The sequence below is a fragment of the Corallococcus sp. CA041A genome (assembly GCF_003612075.1).
Lineage (GTDB): Bacteria > Myxococcota > Myxococcia > Myxococcales > Myxococcaceae > Corallococcus > Corallococcus exiguus.
Genome location: NZ_RAWF01000004.1, coordinates 1 through 15,005 on the forward strand (window position 1 = coordinate 1; position 15,005 = coordinate 15,005).

A 15,005-nucleotide genomic window follows, 5' to 3' on the forward strand; every position below is an offset into this window, starting at 1 on the left:
CGGGGGAGGCGCCGCGGCCCGGGTCACCCCGGGTGGGGCCGGGTTAGCGGAGGAAGTACTCGGCCTGTCCGTAGGGCATGCCCGCCGGAATGCCCTTCTCCGCGCAGTACGCGAGCAGCTTCCGGGACTCGACGAGCTGCGGGGAGTTCTCGTGGTAGCCCATCACCATGACGTGGCCCAGCCACGGCTCGCGGCCCATGGCGTAGATGTGGACCTGTCCGGGCTTGAGCCGCTGGACGATTTCGATGGCGCGCACTGCGTTGGAGCCGTTGAGCCTGCGCGACTGGTCCATCTTGCGCTGCATCGGCGCGGGCAGCAGCGGGCCGTACATCCAGCTCAGGGGCCCGCCCTCGGACTCCATGCCCAGCCACATCATGTCGATGTCGCCCACCTCGCGGTGGATGTGCTCGTACAGGTGGGGCTCCAGCGCGTTGGAGTCCGCCGCCATCAGCAGGGACTTGCCCTCCAGCTTGACGAGGTGGGCCAGCTTGGCCTGGATGTCCAAATCGCCGTGCTCGCCGATGAAGGGCAGCCCGATGAGCTCGCCGTTGGGGAGCGGCAGGGACTCCAGCTCCGCCAGCGCCACCACGTTCTGGAAGCCCGCCTGCTTGAGCATCAGCTTGAGCGACGGGTCCGCCAGGCTGCCACCGCCGGCGGCCGGCACGACGAGGGTGCCGATGCGGTGCCGCAGCTGCAGCAGCGGCTCGAACATCAGGTGGTCCGCGTGGCCGTGGGTGATGAGGACGTAGTCGAGCTTCTCCGGCAGGTCCGCGAAGGTGTAGCGCGGCAGGTCCGTGGGGAAGTCGTAGCTGACGACCGGGTCCGTGAGGATGCTGACGTGGCGTGACTCGATGAGCGCGCACGCGTGGCCGAAGTAGCGCACGCGCACCCCGTCCCCGTCGTACCGGGGCGCCGGACGCGGGGGCTCTTCCGTGAAGAAGGCGGCGAAGGTGTCCGCGTCCTTCTCCGCGATGCCCAGCGCCTCGCGCACGGGCGCCACCGGCGCCGGGGTGCGGCTCATGGCGAAGAGCCGGTCAAGGGCCTCGTGCCGGTAGGGCACCTTCACCTGGAGGCTGCCGTCCGCGGTGTCCAGGCGCGGTGTGCTGAAGACGTACGGGCGCTCGTCCCCGTGGATGAGCCGCATGGACAGGCTCTGCGAGGACTCGCGGTGGAAGGGGCTGCGGTAGAGCAGCGCCTCGAAGAAGCGCGGCGAGGCCCGGTTGTTCAGGTCGTACGTCAGCTCCACGTAGCCGCGCAGCAGGTCCGGCACGCGCGGGTACAGGTCCTCCAGCGAGTACCCCTCCGCGGTGGCCAGCAGCTTGTCCAGCTCCAGCATGGCCTTCGCGTACTGGAGCGACAGCGCCTCGTCCTTCAGCGTGCGCTCCAGCAGCGCCTTCACGTCGCCCACCCGGTCCACGCCGAGGTTGAGGTAGGGGCCGCCGCGCAGCGCCGGGCTCTTCAGCGCCGCCACGTGGATGGCCGGGTTGGCCACGAAGGACTCCATGATCTTCACATGGAGGTTCGCCACGAACAGCGGCGCCGTCATGGGCGAGGCCAGGAACCACCACGCGTACCACTGGTTGTAGAGCGGCTCGGTGACGACGTTTTGTTTCAGGAACAATGCGGGCTGAGACATCCTTCAATCCTTGGTGGCGCACGCCCTGGTGAGCGCGCACGGTCCGGCAGCTCCCTCGGGTCACGACCTGGGTCGGCTGCGGGTCACTGCGTGCGCTGGGGCAGTTTGCCACAATCAGTGAAATTGTATAGGTGTCAGCCCAGCCATAATTGCATTCCGTGCATTGTGGGCTCTCTGTAAAAACTGCGGTGCAGCCGGGAAACATACATCTCTGAGGCTTGGTATGGGTGCAGGGCTTACCCCGCGTGGCGGCACGTTGGTGGAGTTGTTGTTGGGGCGGGCGGAGACGAAGCCCGACGAGCGCCTCTACACCTTCCTGGAAGAAGACGGCCCGGACGCGGAGCTGACGTATCGCGGGCTGGATGCGCGGGCGCGGCGTATCGCGGTGGCGCTCCAGGAGTCCACGCCCGCCGGTGAGCGCGCGGTGCTGCTGTATCCGCCGGGGCTGGAGTACGTGGCGGGCTTCTTCGGGTGTCTGTACGCGGGGGTGGTGGCGGTGCCGGCCTACCCGCCGGATCCGATGCGGCTGGAGCGGACGCTGCCGCGGCTGAGGGCCATCATCCAGGACGCGCAGGCGACGGTGGTGCTCACCACGTCCTTCGTGCTGTCGATGAAGGAGGCCCTCTTCGAGTTCGCGCCGGACCTGGCGGCGCTGCGCTGGGTGGCCACGGACGAACTGCCGGAAGGCGGGGAGGCAGGCTGGCGGGGCACGCAGGCGGATCCGGAGTCGCTGGCGTTCCTCCAGTACACCTCCGGCTCCACGGGCACGCCTCGCGGGGTGATGCTGAGCCACGGCAACCTGTTGCACAACCTGAGGCTCATCTCCGGGGCCTTCCAGGTGCGCGCCGACAGCGCGGGAGTCATCTGGCTGCCGCCGTACCACGACATGGGGCTCATCGGCGGCATCCTCCAGCCGCTGTACGCCGGCTTCGCGTGCACGCTGATGTCGCCGATGACGTTCCTCAAGAACCCCTTCCGGTGGCTGGAGGCGCTGTCGCGCACCCGGGGCACCATCAGCGGAGGGCCCAACTTCGCCTTCGACCTGTGCGTGCGGAAGGTGTCGGAGGAGCAGCGGCGCCAGCTGGACCTGAGCCGTTGGGAGGTGGCGTTCTGCGGCGCGGAGCCCATCCGCGCGGAGGCGTTGGATCGCTTCGCGGAGGCGTTCGGGCCGAGCGGCTTCCGCCGGGAGGCGTTCTACACGTGCTACGGGCTGGCGGAAGGGACGCTCATCGCCTCCGGCGCGACGAAGGGCCACGTGCCGGTGCTGCGCACGCTGGACCGCAAGGCGCTGGAGCTGGGCCGGGCCGAGTCCCCGTCCGCGAGCACGGAGGCGCGCACGCTGGTGGGCTGCGGCAAGTCCCTGGAGGATCAGGAGCTGCGGGTGGTGCACCCGGAGCTGCGCGAGCCGTGTCCCCCGGGCGTGGTGGGGGAGGTCTGGGTGTCGGGACAGAGCGTCGCGCGCGGGTACTGGCGGCGGCCCGAGGAGTCCGAGGCGTCCTTCCAGGGGCGGCTGGCGGACGGGCGTGGTCCCTTCCTGCGCACCGGTGACCTGGGCTTCCTCGACGCGGACGGTGAGCTCTTCGTCACCGGCCGCATGAAGGACCTCATCATCCTGCGCGGGCGCAATCACTACCCGCAGGACCTGGAGCTGACCGCGGAGTCGAGCCACCCGGCGCTGCGGCCCGGCTGTGGCGCGGCCTTCGCCGTGGAGGTGGGCGGTCAGGAGCGGCTCGTCCTGGTCCAGGAGGTGGACCTGCGCCGCTACGCGAACCTGCGCCAGCAGTTCGAGGCGGGCGAGGTCGCCCTGGGCGCCATCCGCCAGCGGCTGGCCGAGGGGCACGAGGTGCGGCCCCACGCGGTGGTGCTCATCGAGCCGGGCAGTCTGTCGAAGACGTCCAGCGGCAAGGTGCAGCGCCGCGCCACCCGCGCGGCCTATCTGGAGGGTTCGCTGCGCGTCGTGCTGGCCTGGGAGGAGGAGGAGGGTCCCCCGGAGGGCGGTCCTTCCGGTGGCGGTGCTTCCGGTGGTCCGTCGAGTGGGTCGTCGTCCGGGCCGTCCTCGCCACCGTCCTCCGGGTCGGGCGGCGGGACGGCGCGCGCCGAGGGCGGGGCCGGCGCTCCGAGCCGGCTGGAGGCGGTGGAGGCGTGGCTGGTCTCGCGGCTGGCGGCGCGGCTGCAGCTGCGCCCCGAGTCGCTCCGGCTCGACGAGCCCATCACCCGCCACGGGTTGGACTCGCTGGCCGCCGTCGAGCTCGCGAACGACGTGGAGACCGGCCTGGGCGTGGCGCTGCCCATGGAGGTGCTCCTGCAGGGCCCCAGCCTGTCCGAGCTGGCCCGCCGCATCTGCGCGAAGCAGGAGGGGACCCACCGGGGCGCGCCCACCCGGACGTCGAGCGAGGACGCGGTGCCGCTGTCCTTCGCGCAGCAGCGCCTGTGGTTCCTCCACCAGCTGGAGCCGGGCAGCCCGCTGCATCACATCCCCGCGGCCGTGCGTCTCACCGGCGAGCTGGACGTGGCGGCCCTGTCGGGGGCCCTCGGTGCGCTGGTGCGGCGCCACGAAGCCCTGCGCACCACGGTGGACGAACGGGACGGCGTGCCCGTGCAGCGCGTCCTCGCCCACCTGGACGTGACGCCGCGAGTGGAGGATCTGACGGACGTGCCCGCGGCCCGGCGCGAGGCGGAGATGCACCGGCGCCTGCGGGAGGAGGCGTGCCGCCCTTTTGATCTGACGCACGGCCCGCTGCTGCGTGCGCTCCTGTTGCGCACCGGGGAGCGGGAGCACGTGCTGCTGCTGGTGGTGCACCACCTCGTGGCCGACGGCTGGTCCCTGGGCGTGCTCGTGCGCGAGGTGGGCGCGCTCTACGCCGCGCTTCGCGAGGGCCGGGACGCCACGCTGCCGGCGCTCCCCGTGCGATACGTGGACTACACGGTCTGGCATCGGGAGTGGCTGAAGGGCGACGTGCTGGAGTCCCAGCTCGCGTGGTGGCGCAAGCAGCTCGCGGGCGCGCCGCAGGTGCTGGAGCTGCTGGGGGACGCGCCCCGGCCGCCCGTGCAGTCCTACCGGGGCGCGAAGCGGCCCGTGCGACTGTCCGCGGAGCTCACCCGGGCCGTGCGCGAGTTGGCCGTGCGGGAGGGTGTGACGCCCTTCATGGTGTTGCTGGCCGCCTTCCAGGCGGTGTTGCACCGGTACTCCGGCCAGGAGGACGTGTGCGTGGGCACGCCGGTGGCGGGCCGGACGCACGCGGAGCTGGAGGGGATGGTGGGCGTGTGCATCAACACGCTCGTGCTGCGCACGCGGGTGGAGGGACAGCGGTCCTTCCGGGAGCTGCTGGCGCGCGTGCGCGAGGTGACCCTGGGCGCCTATGCGCACCAGGACGTGCCCTTCGAGCTGCTGGTGCAGGCCCTGCAGCCGGCGCGCTCGCGCAGCCACGCGCCGCTCTTCCAGGCCATGCTCATCCTGCAGCCGGCCTCGGCGGTGTCGCCCGCGCTGCCCGGCGTGGAGGCGCGCCTGGAGGATGTGGACACCGGCACGGCGCAGTACGACCTGACGCTGTCGCTGCACCAGGTCCAGGGCGCGCTGGAAGGGACGCTGGAGTACAGCACCGACCTCTTCCAGGCCTCCACCGCCGCGCGGCTGGTGTCGAACCTGGAGACGCTGCTGACGGGCGCCGTGGCGGAGCCCTCGCGGGCGGTTTCCCAGCTGCCGCTGCTGTCGGAGGACGAGCGGCGGCGGGTGCTGGGGGAGTGGAACGCCACGCGCCGGCCCTACGAGGATGCGGGGCTCGCGGCGCTGCTGGAGGCGCAGGCGGCGCGCACGCCGGACGCGGTGGCGCTGGTGTGCGGCACGGAGCGCCTCACATACCGCGCGCTGCACCGCCGGGCGAACGCGCTGGCGTCGCGGCTGCGCGCGGAGGGCGTGGGGCCCGAGGTCGTGGTGGGCCTGTGCGTGCGCCGCTCGGTGGAGCTGGTGGTGGGGATGCTGGGCATCCTCAAGGCGGGAGGCGCGTACCTGCCGCTGGACCCCAACTACCCGGCGGAGCGGCTGGCGTACATGTTGGAGGACTCGGGGGCGCGCCTGCTGCTGACGCAGGCGTCGCTGGACGGGACGCTGGGCGCGGACGGAGTGCGCCCGGTCCTGGTGGACGCGCCGGATGCGCGCGGCGAGGCGTCCGAGCACGGGCCCGGCGACGGCGCGGGCCCGGAGCACCTGGCGTACGTGCTGTACACGTCGGGCAGCACGGGGCGCCCCAAGGGCGTGCAGGTGGTGCAGCGCAACGTGGCCAACTTCTTCGCCGGCATGGACGAGCGCGTGCCGGTGGGGCCTCGGCCGGTGTGGCTGGCCGTCACCAGCGTCTCCTTCGACATCTCCGTGCTGGAGCTGTTGTGGACGCTGGCGCGCGGGTTCCAGGTGGTGGTGCACGGGGACGAGGTGGGCGCGGCCTCGGTGCTGGCGGAGGTGCGCCAGCACGCGGTGACGCACCTGCAGGGCACGCCGTCGCTGGCGCGGGCGCTGCTGCTGGAGCCCGGAGCCGAGGACGTGCTGGGCACGCTGCGCTGCCTGCTGGTGGGCGGTGAGGCCCTTCCTCCGGCGCTGGCGGCATCGCTGGCGAGGCGGCTGCCCCGGCGGCTGCTCAACATGTATGGCCCGACGGAGACCACCGTCTGGTCCTCCACGCACACGGTGGGGGCGGCGGAGTCGCCGGTGCCGATTGGCCGGCCCCTGGCCAACACGGAGCTGTACGTGCTGGACGCGCACCTGCGCCCGGTACCGGGAGGGGTGGCGGGAGAGCTGTACATCGGCGGCGAGGGCGTGGTGCGCGGCTACCGCGGCCGCCCGGAGCTGACGGCGGAGCGCTTCATTTCGGATCCGTTCAGCGGGAGGCCGGGGGCGCGGCTGTACCGGACGGGAGACCTGGCGCGGTGGAAGGCGGACGGGACGCTGGAGTTCCTCGGCCGCGTGGACTTCCAGGTGAAGGTGCGCGGCTTCCGCATCGAATTGGGCGAGGTGGAGGCCGTCCTCGCGCGGCACCCTGGCGTCCAGGCCGCGGTGGTGTCCGCCCGCGAGGATTCGCCCGGGGACCGGAGGCTGGTGGCGTATGCCGTGCCCCGTCCGGGACACACGCTGGACGTCGGCTCGCTGCGCGAGCACCTGCGGCGCGGGCTGCCGGAGTACATGGTGCCCTCGGCCTTCGTGGTGCTTGCTGCGCTGCCGCTGACGCCCAACGGCAAGGTGGACCGCAAGGCGCTGCCCGCGCCGGAGGGCCGGGGGCTGGAGCCGCGCCGCGAGGCCTTCGTCGCGCCGCGCACGCCCACCGAGGAGCGGGTGGCGGGACTCTGGGCGCGCCTGCTGCAGGTGGAGCGGGTGGGCCTCCACGATGACTTCTTCGAGCTGGGCGGGCACTCGCTGCTGGCGGCCCGGCTGGTGGCCGCGGTGCGCGCGTCGTTCGGCGTGGAGGTGCCGCTGCGGGACGTGTTCTCGGCCCCGACGGTGGCCGGCCTGGCGGAGCGCCTCCAGGCCGCGGCGGGAGGCGGGCTGGCCTCGGCGCTGCCCCCGGTGCGGCCCGTGGCTCGCGGCGAGACGGCGCCGCTGTCGTTCGCGCAGCATCGGCTGTGGTTCCTGGACCGGATGGAGCCGGGCAATCCGGCGTACAACGTCCCCGGCGCCGTGTGGCTCGACGGCGCCCTCGACGTGGCCGCCCTCGAGGAGGCGCTCCGCGAGGTGCTCCGGCGTCACGAGGCCCTTCGGACGCACTTCCGCGAGCAGGAGGGAGGACCCGTCCAGGTCATCTCGCCCGTGCCGGACGGCCCGCTGTTGGAGGTGGTGGAGGTCCAGGGCGGGGATGCGGCCGCGCGCGAGGACGAGGCCCTCCTGCGCTCCCGTGAGGAGGCCCGCCGTCCGTTCGAGCTCACGCGCGGGCCGTTGATGCGCGCCACGCTGCTGCGGCTCGGGGCGCATGAGCACGTGCTGCTGCTGACGCTCCACCACATCATCTCGGATGGCTGGTCGCTGCGGGTGCTGGTGCGCGAGGTGGTGCAGGCCTATGGGGCCCTCGTCGAGGGACGTGCCCCCGTGCTGCCACTGCTCCCGGTGCAGTACGCGGACCATGCGCTGTGGCAGCGGGAGTGGCTCCGGGGCGAGGTGCTGGACGCGCAGGTGGCCTGGTGGCGCGAGCAGCTGGCGGGGGCGCCTCCCGTGCTGGACCTTCCCACCGACAGGCCCCGCACGGCGGTGCAGGGCTTCCGCGGCGCGTTGCTGCCGGTCCAGTTGCCCCGGGATCTCTCCGGCGCGCTGAAGTCGCTGGCCCGTGCGGAGGGCGTCACGCCCTTCATGGTGCTGCTGGCGGGGCTCCAGGTGCTGCTGTCGCGGTACTCGGGACAGCAGGACGTGAGCGTGGGCACGCCGGTGGCGGGGCGCCACGGCGCGGAGGTGGAGGAGCTGATCGGCGTGTTCATCAACACGCTGGTGCTGCGCACGAAGCTGGAGGCCGAGGCGTCCTTCCGGACACTGCTGGGACAGGTGCGCGAGACGACCCTGGGCGCGTTCGCGCACCAGCAGGTGCCCTTCGAGCGGCTGGTACAGGCGCTCCAGCCCGAGCGGCGGCTGGGGTACTCGCCGCTGTTCCAGGTGATGCTCATCCTCCAGCAGGACCTTCAGGCCGAGCTGAACCTGCCCGGGCTGAGCGCGCGCCTGCGCGACGTGGATGTCGGCACCTCCCGCTTCGACTTCACGCTCTCCCTCGCGGACACGGCGGAGGGGTTCCAGGGGACGCTGGAATACAGCACGGACCTGTTCGAGGCGGCGACGGTGCAGCGGATGCTGGGGCACCTGCGCGTGCTGCTGGAGGCTGCGGTCGCGGCGCCGGAGCGCAAGTTGTCCGAGGTGCCGCTGCTGACGGAGGCGGAGCGCCAGCAGGTGGTGAAGGGCTGGAACGCGACGGAGCAGGAGTACGCGCGCGAAAGCAGCATCGCGGAGGAGTTCTCGCGTCAGGTGGAGCAGAGGCCGGACGCGGTGGCGGTGGAGTGCGGAGAGGAGAAGCTGACGTACCGGCAGCTCGATGAGCGAGCCAACCAGCTGGCGCACTTGCTGAGAAGCAAGGGAGTGGGAGCCGAGGAGCGGGTGGGGCTGTGCCTGGAGCGCTCGGTGGAGTTGGTGGTGGCGCTGGTGGGCATCGCGAAGTCCGGAGGCGCGTACGTGCCTTTGGAAGCGGACTACCCCCAGGCGCGGCTGGAGCAGATGGTGGGCGAGGTGAAGCCGCGGGTGGTGGTGACGCGGCGAGCGCTGGCGGAGAAGCTGCCGGTGCAGGGCGTGGAGTGCGTGCTGCTGGAGGAAGTGCAGGCGCAACTGGCGCAGCAGCCGAAGCACGCGCCGAGGAGTGGAGTGGGTGGACGCAACCTGGCGTACATCGACTTCACCTCAGGCAGCACGGGCAAGCCGAAGGGCGTGTGCACGGAGCAGCGGGGCGTGCTGCGCACGGTGAAGGGGACGAAGTACGCGCACCTGGGGCCTGAAGAGACGCTGCTGCTGATTGCCCCGGTGTCGTTTGACGCTTCGACGCTGGAGGTATGGGGCAGCCTGCTGAATGGGGCGCGGCTGGTGGTGTACCCGCCGGGGCCGGTGGGAGACGTGGAGGAGTTGAAGCGGGTGGTGAAGGGGAAGGGCGTCACGACACTGCACCTGACGGCGGGCCTCTTTGCGCAGGTGGTGGACGCGGACGTGGAGGTGCTGCGCGGCCTCAAGCAGTTGCTGACGGGCGGAGACGTGGTGTCCGCGCCGCACGTGCGTCGGGTGGTGGAGGAGCTGAAGGTGCCGGTGACGGCGTGCTACGGCCCGACGGAGAACACGCTCTTCACCAGCTGCCACCGGATGACGGAAGGCAGCCAGGTGGGTGAGGTGGTGGCCATCGGCCATCCGATTGGCAACACGCGCGTGTACGTGCTGGACGCGGCGCTGAATCCGGTACCGGTGGGAGTGGCCGGAGAGCTGTACGCAGCCGGAGAGGGCGTGGCACGAGGCTACCTGGGAAGCGCGGAGCTGACGGCGGAGCGCTTCATTCCGGACGCGCACGGTGGCGTGGCCGGAGAGCGGATGTACCGGACGGGAGACCTGGCGAGGTGGCGTGCGGACGGGACGCTGGAGTTCCTGGGTCGTGCGGACACGCAGGTGAAGGTGCGGGGCTTCCGAATCGAGCTGGGCGAAGTAGAAGGAGCGCTGCGAGCGCACCCTGCGGTGAAGGAAGCGGTGGTGGTGGCCAAGGGCCAGGGCGCGGGCGACAAGCGCCTCATCGCCTACGTCGTCGGTCATGGCCCCGAACTTCTGGATGTAGGGGAGCTGCGCCGCGCGCTCCAGAGCCGGGTGCCGGAGTACATGGTCCCCGCGATCTTCGTGCCCCTGGAGGCGCTGCCGCTAACGTCCAACGGCAAGGTGGATCGCAAGGCCCTGCCGGAGCCGGAAGGCGTTCGTCCGGAGCTGGCGCGTCAGTACGTAGCGCCGCGCACGGAGGTGGAGAAGACGCTGGCGGAGGTCTGGGCGCAGGTGCTCGGCCTGAATCGCGTGGGCGTGCAGGACAACTTCTTCGAGCTGGGTGGTGACTCCATCCTGAGCCTGCAGGTGGTGTCCCGCGCGAAGAGGGCGGGCCTTGAGGTGACGCCGAAGCAGCTCTTCCAGAAGCAGACGGTGGAGGCGCTGGCGCAGGTGGTGAAGGCCGCGCAGGTGGTGGCCGCGCAGGTGGTGGCCGCGCAGGGCCCGGTGGAAGGCCCGGTGGAGCTGACGCCTGTGCAGCAGGCGTTCTTCGAGCAGGAGCGGAGCCAACCGCACCACTTCAACCAGTCGCTGCTGCTGGAGGTCTCGCGCGCGCTGGACGCGGCGGTGCTGGAGAAGGCGCTGAACGAGGTGGTGAAGCACCACGACGCGCTGCGGATGCGCTTCGAGCGGGTGGACGGCGAGTGGAAGCAGCGCAACGCGGGCGTGGACGAAGCGGGCGCGCTGAAGCTGGAGCAGGTGGACCTGCGCGGGGCGCAGGACGTGGCCACGGAGCTGGAGCAGGTGGCGACGCGGGTACAGGGCAGCCTGGACCTGGAGAAGGGCCCACTGGTGAAGGCGGTGCTCTTCGAACTGGGAGAGAAGGGCCGGCGGCTGCTGGTGGTGGTGCACCACCTGGTGGTGGATGGGGTGTCGTGGCGGGTGATGGTGGAGGACGTGGAGCGGGCGTGCGAGCAGGTGGAGTTGGGGCCGAAGAGCGCCTCGTACCAGCAGTGGGCCAAGAGGCTGAAAGAGTACGCGGGGCAGGTGGAAGGGGAGGTGGCGTACTGGGAAGCGCAGGGCGCCGCGCAGGTGCCGTCGCTGCCGGTGGACGAGGCGGGTGGCCGCAATGAGACGGGCCTGGAGGGAGAGGTCCGTCTGGAGTTGAGCCGTGAGGAGACGGCGGCGCTGCTGCGCGAGGTGCCCGGGGCGTACCGGGCGCGAGTGGACGAGGTGCTGCTGGCGGGACTGGCGGCGGCGCTGAAGAAGTGGAGAGGGCTGGAGCGGGTGCGTGTGGAGCTGGAAGGCCACGGGCGCGAGGAGGAAGTGGGGCTGGAGGTGTCGCGCACGGTGGGTTGGTTCACCAGCGTGTACCCGGTGGTGGTGGAGGCGCCGAAGGCGGAAGTCGCGGGCGCGTGGGTGAGGGCGGTGAAGGAGTCGGTGCGGCGGGTGCCCGGCAAGGGCCTGGGCTTCGGGCTGCTGAAGTACCTGGGCAGTGGCGAGAGTCAGAAGAAGCTGCGCGCACTGCCGAAGGCGGAGGTCGTCTTCAACTACCTGGGGCAGGTGGACGCGACGGCGGCGCAGTCGAAGTACTTCGCGCCGGCGAAGGAGAAGGCGGGCGAGGCGCAGGCGAAGGGCGAGAAGCGCGCGCACGTGCTGGGCGTCAACGGTCTGGTGGTAGGCGGCCGGCTGGAAGTGGCCATCGACTACGGCCGGGAGCTGCACCGGCGCGAGAGCGTGGAGGAACTGGCGCGGCACTACGCCCAGGAGTTGCGTCAGCTGCTGCGGCAGCGGACAGAGTCCGAAGCGGGACTGTGGACGCCGGTGGACTTCCCGCTGGTGAAGGCGAGCCCTCCGCAGTTGGAGAAGGTGCTGGGCCGGGGCGAGGGCGTGGAGGACGTCTATCCGCTCTCCCCGTTGCAGCAGGGCCTGCTCTTCCACTCGCTGCTGGAGGCGGGCAGTGGTGTCTACGTCGAGCAGCTCACCTGGGAGGTGCGCGGCGGACTCGACGTCTCGGCGTTCAGGAAGGCGTGGGAGACGGTGGTGGAGCGGCTGTCCATCCTGCGCACGCGCTTCCTCTGGGAAGGGCTGGAGGATCCGCTGCAGGTGGTGCAGCGCACGGTGCAGCTGCCGTGGGAGGAGCGTGACTGGAGCAGCCTCGGGCGCGAACAGCAGCGGAGCTCGCTGGACGAGTACCTGAAGGCGGACAGCCGCCGGGGATTCGAGCTGGGCCATGCACCGCTGATGCGCATGGCGGTGATGCGGCTGTGCGAAGACGGCTGGCGCTTCGTCTGGAGCCACCACCACCTGTTGCTGGACGGCTGGAGCCTCGGCCTGGTGCTGGAGGAGCTGTTCGCCACCTACGAGTCGCTGGTGACGGGCGCGCAGGCGCGAAGCAGTGCTCGCTCCGCCTACCGCGAGTACATCGCGTGGCTCGGGAAGCAGGACACGAAGACGGCGGAGGCGTACTGGCGTGAGGCGCTGAAGGGCGTGAGCGCTTCGACGCGGCTGCCACTGGAAGCGCGTGGCTCGAAGAGCATCAAGGGCCAGCAGGAACTGCATGTGCAGCTGACGGAGGAAGAATCGTCGGCGTTGCAGGGCTTCGCGCAGCGGCAGCAGGTGACGGTGAACACCCTGGCGCAGGGCGCATGGGCGCTGGTTCTGGGCCGGCACGCGGGCGAAGGCGAAGTCGTCTTCGGCGCCACGGTGGCGGGCCGTCCGACCGAGCTGGACGGTGTCGAAGGCATGGTCGGCCTCTTCATCAACACGCTCCCGGTCCGGGTGAAGCTGCCAGGGGACGAGGTGGTGGCGGAGTGGCTGAAGGGGCTCCAGAAGCAGCAGGCCGAGCAGCGGCAGTTCGAGCACAGCGCGCTGGTGCAGGTGCAGGGCTGGACCGACGTGCCGCGCAGGCAGCCGCTCTTCGAGAGCTTGCTCGTCTTCGAGAACTACCCCATCGATGACTCCCTGAAGCGCAGGACGGCCCAACTGGACGTCCGGGACGTGTGGCTCGGGGAGCGGACGAACTATCCCCTCACGCTGTCGGTGATCCCGGGTTCCCAGCTGCGCTTGAGGCTGGCCTACGAAACCTCCCGCTTCGAGCAGCGCGGGATGGATGCGCTGCTGAGTCAGTGGAAGGTGGCGCTGCTCGGACTGATGACGAGCGCCAGCAAGCGGCTGGAAGCGGTGCCGCTGCTGACGGAGGCGGAGCGCCAGCAGGTGGTGAAGGGCTGGAACGCGACGGAGCAGGAGTACGCGCGCGAAAGCAGCATCGCTGAGGAGTTCTCGCGTCAGGTGGAGCAGCGGCCGGACGCGGTGGCGGTGGAGTGCGGGGAGGAGAAGCTGACGTACCGGCAGCTGGATGAGAAGGCGAACCAGCTGGCGCACTTGCTGAGAAGCAAGGGAGTCGGAGCCGAGGAGCGGGTGGGGTTGTGCCTGGAGCGCTCGGTGGAGTTGGTGGTGGCGCTGGTGGGCATCGCGAAGTCCGGAGGCGCGTACGTGCCGCTGGAAGCGGACTACCCCCAGGCGCGGCTGGAGCAGATGGTGTCGGAGGTGAAGCCGCGAGTGGTGGTGACGCGGCGAGCGCTGGCGGAGAAGCTGCCGGTGCAGGGCATGGAGTGCGTGCTGCTGGAGGAGGTGCAGGAGCAACTGGCGCAGCAGCCGAAGCACGCGCCGAGGAGTGGAGTGGGTGGACGCAACCTGGCGTACATCGACTTCACGTCGGGAAGCACGGGCAAGCCGAAGGGCGTGTGCACGGAGCAGCGGGGCGTGCTGCGCACGGTGAAGGGGACGAAGTACGCGCACCTGGGGCCTGAAGAGACGCTGCTGCTGATTGCCCCGGTGTCGTTTGACGCCTCGACGCTGGAGGTATGGGGCAGCCTGCTGAATGGAGCGAGGTTGGTGGTGTACCCGCCGGGCCCGGTGGGAGACGTGGAGGAGTTGAAGCGGGTGGTGAAGGGGAAGGGCGTGACGACGCTGCACCTGACGGCGGGCCTCTTCGCGCAGGTGGTGGACGCGGACGTGGAGGTGCTGCGCGGCCTCAAGCAGTTGCTGACGGGCGGAGACGTGGTGTCGGCGCCGCACGTGCGTCGGGTGGTGGAAGAGCTGAAGGTGCCGGTGACGGCGTGCTACGGCCCGACGGAGAACACGCTCTTCACCAGCTGCCACCGGATGACGGAAGGCAGCCAGGTGGGCGAGGTGGTGGCCATCGGCCATCCGATTGGCAACACGCGCGTGTACGTGCTGGACGCGGCGCTGAATCCGGTGCCGGTGGGTGTTGCGGGCGAGCTGTACGCGGCCGGAGAGGGCGTGGCGCGAGGCTACCTGGGAAGCGCGGAGCTGACGGCGGAGCGCTTCATTCCGGACGCGCACGGTGGCCTCGCCGGAGAGCGGATGTACCGGACGGGAGACCTGGCGCGGTGGCGCGCGGACGGGACGCTGGAGTTCCTGGGCCGTGCGGACACGCAGGTGAAGGTGCGTGGCTTCCGAATCGAGCTGGGCGAAGTAGAAGGAGCGCTGCGAGCGCACCCGGCGGTGAAGGAAGTGGTGGTGGTGGCCAAGGGCCAGGGCGCCGGAGACAAGCGCCTCGTCGCCTACGTCGTCGGCCAGGGCCCCGATTCGCTCGACGTGGGTGAGCTGCGTCGCGCACTCAAGAGCCGACTGCCCGAGTACATGGTGCCCTCGGCGTTCGTGACGCTGGAGGCGCTGCCGCTGACGTCGAACGGCAAGGTGGACCGCAAGGCCCTGCCCGATGTCTCCGGGGCACGGCCCGCGTCCGAGCACCCCTATGTCGAGCCACGCAGTGACGTGGAGCAGAAGCTGGCGCTCATCCTCGCCGAGATCCTCGGTGTGGCGCGCGTCGGCATCCACGACGATTTCTTCGAGCTGGGAGGCCACTCCCTGCTCGCGACCCGAACCATTTCCCGCATTCGCAGCGAGCTCGGAGTCGAGCTGCCGCTGAGTGCGCTTTTCGAGAACCCGAGCATCGCCCGGCTCTCCGTCCACCTGGTGCAGGCCCAGTCCACCCAGGCGGATCAGGCGGAGCTGGAGCAATTGCTGGCCCTGCTGGAGCAGGACACCAGCGACGACATCGACGCCCTGCTTGCATCAGGGCAACTGGCTTCAGGCGAGGAATGA

The 15,005-nt window shown here is 71.0% G+C and carries 2 protein-coding genes; one reads left to right on the forward strand and one right to left on the reverse strand.

Features of this window, described 5'->3' with window-relative positions; genetic code table 11:
* Positions 1-43 precede the first annotated feature (43 nt).
* Complete coding sequence (locus tag D7V77_RS01225; RefSeq protein ID WP_120574430.1) at positions 44-1,636, reverse strand: MBL fold metallo-hydrolase; 1,593 nt, start codon at positions 1,634-1,636, stop codon at positions 44-46.
* 223 nt (positions 1,637-1,859) lie between these two features.
* Here D7V77_RS01225 and D7V77_RS45645 point away from each other — a divergent pair, with 223 nt between their 5' ends.
* Positions 1,860-15,005: a non-ribosomal peptide synthetase gene (locus D7V77_RS45645; RefSeq protein ID WP_120574431.1), complete on the forward strand. Its 13,146-nt coding sequence runs from the start codon at positions 1,860-1,862 to the stop codon at positions 15,003-15,005.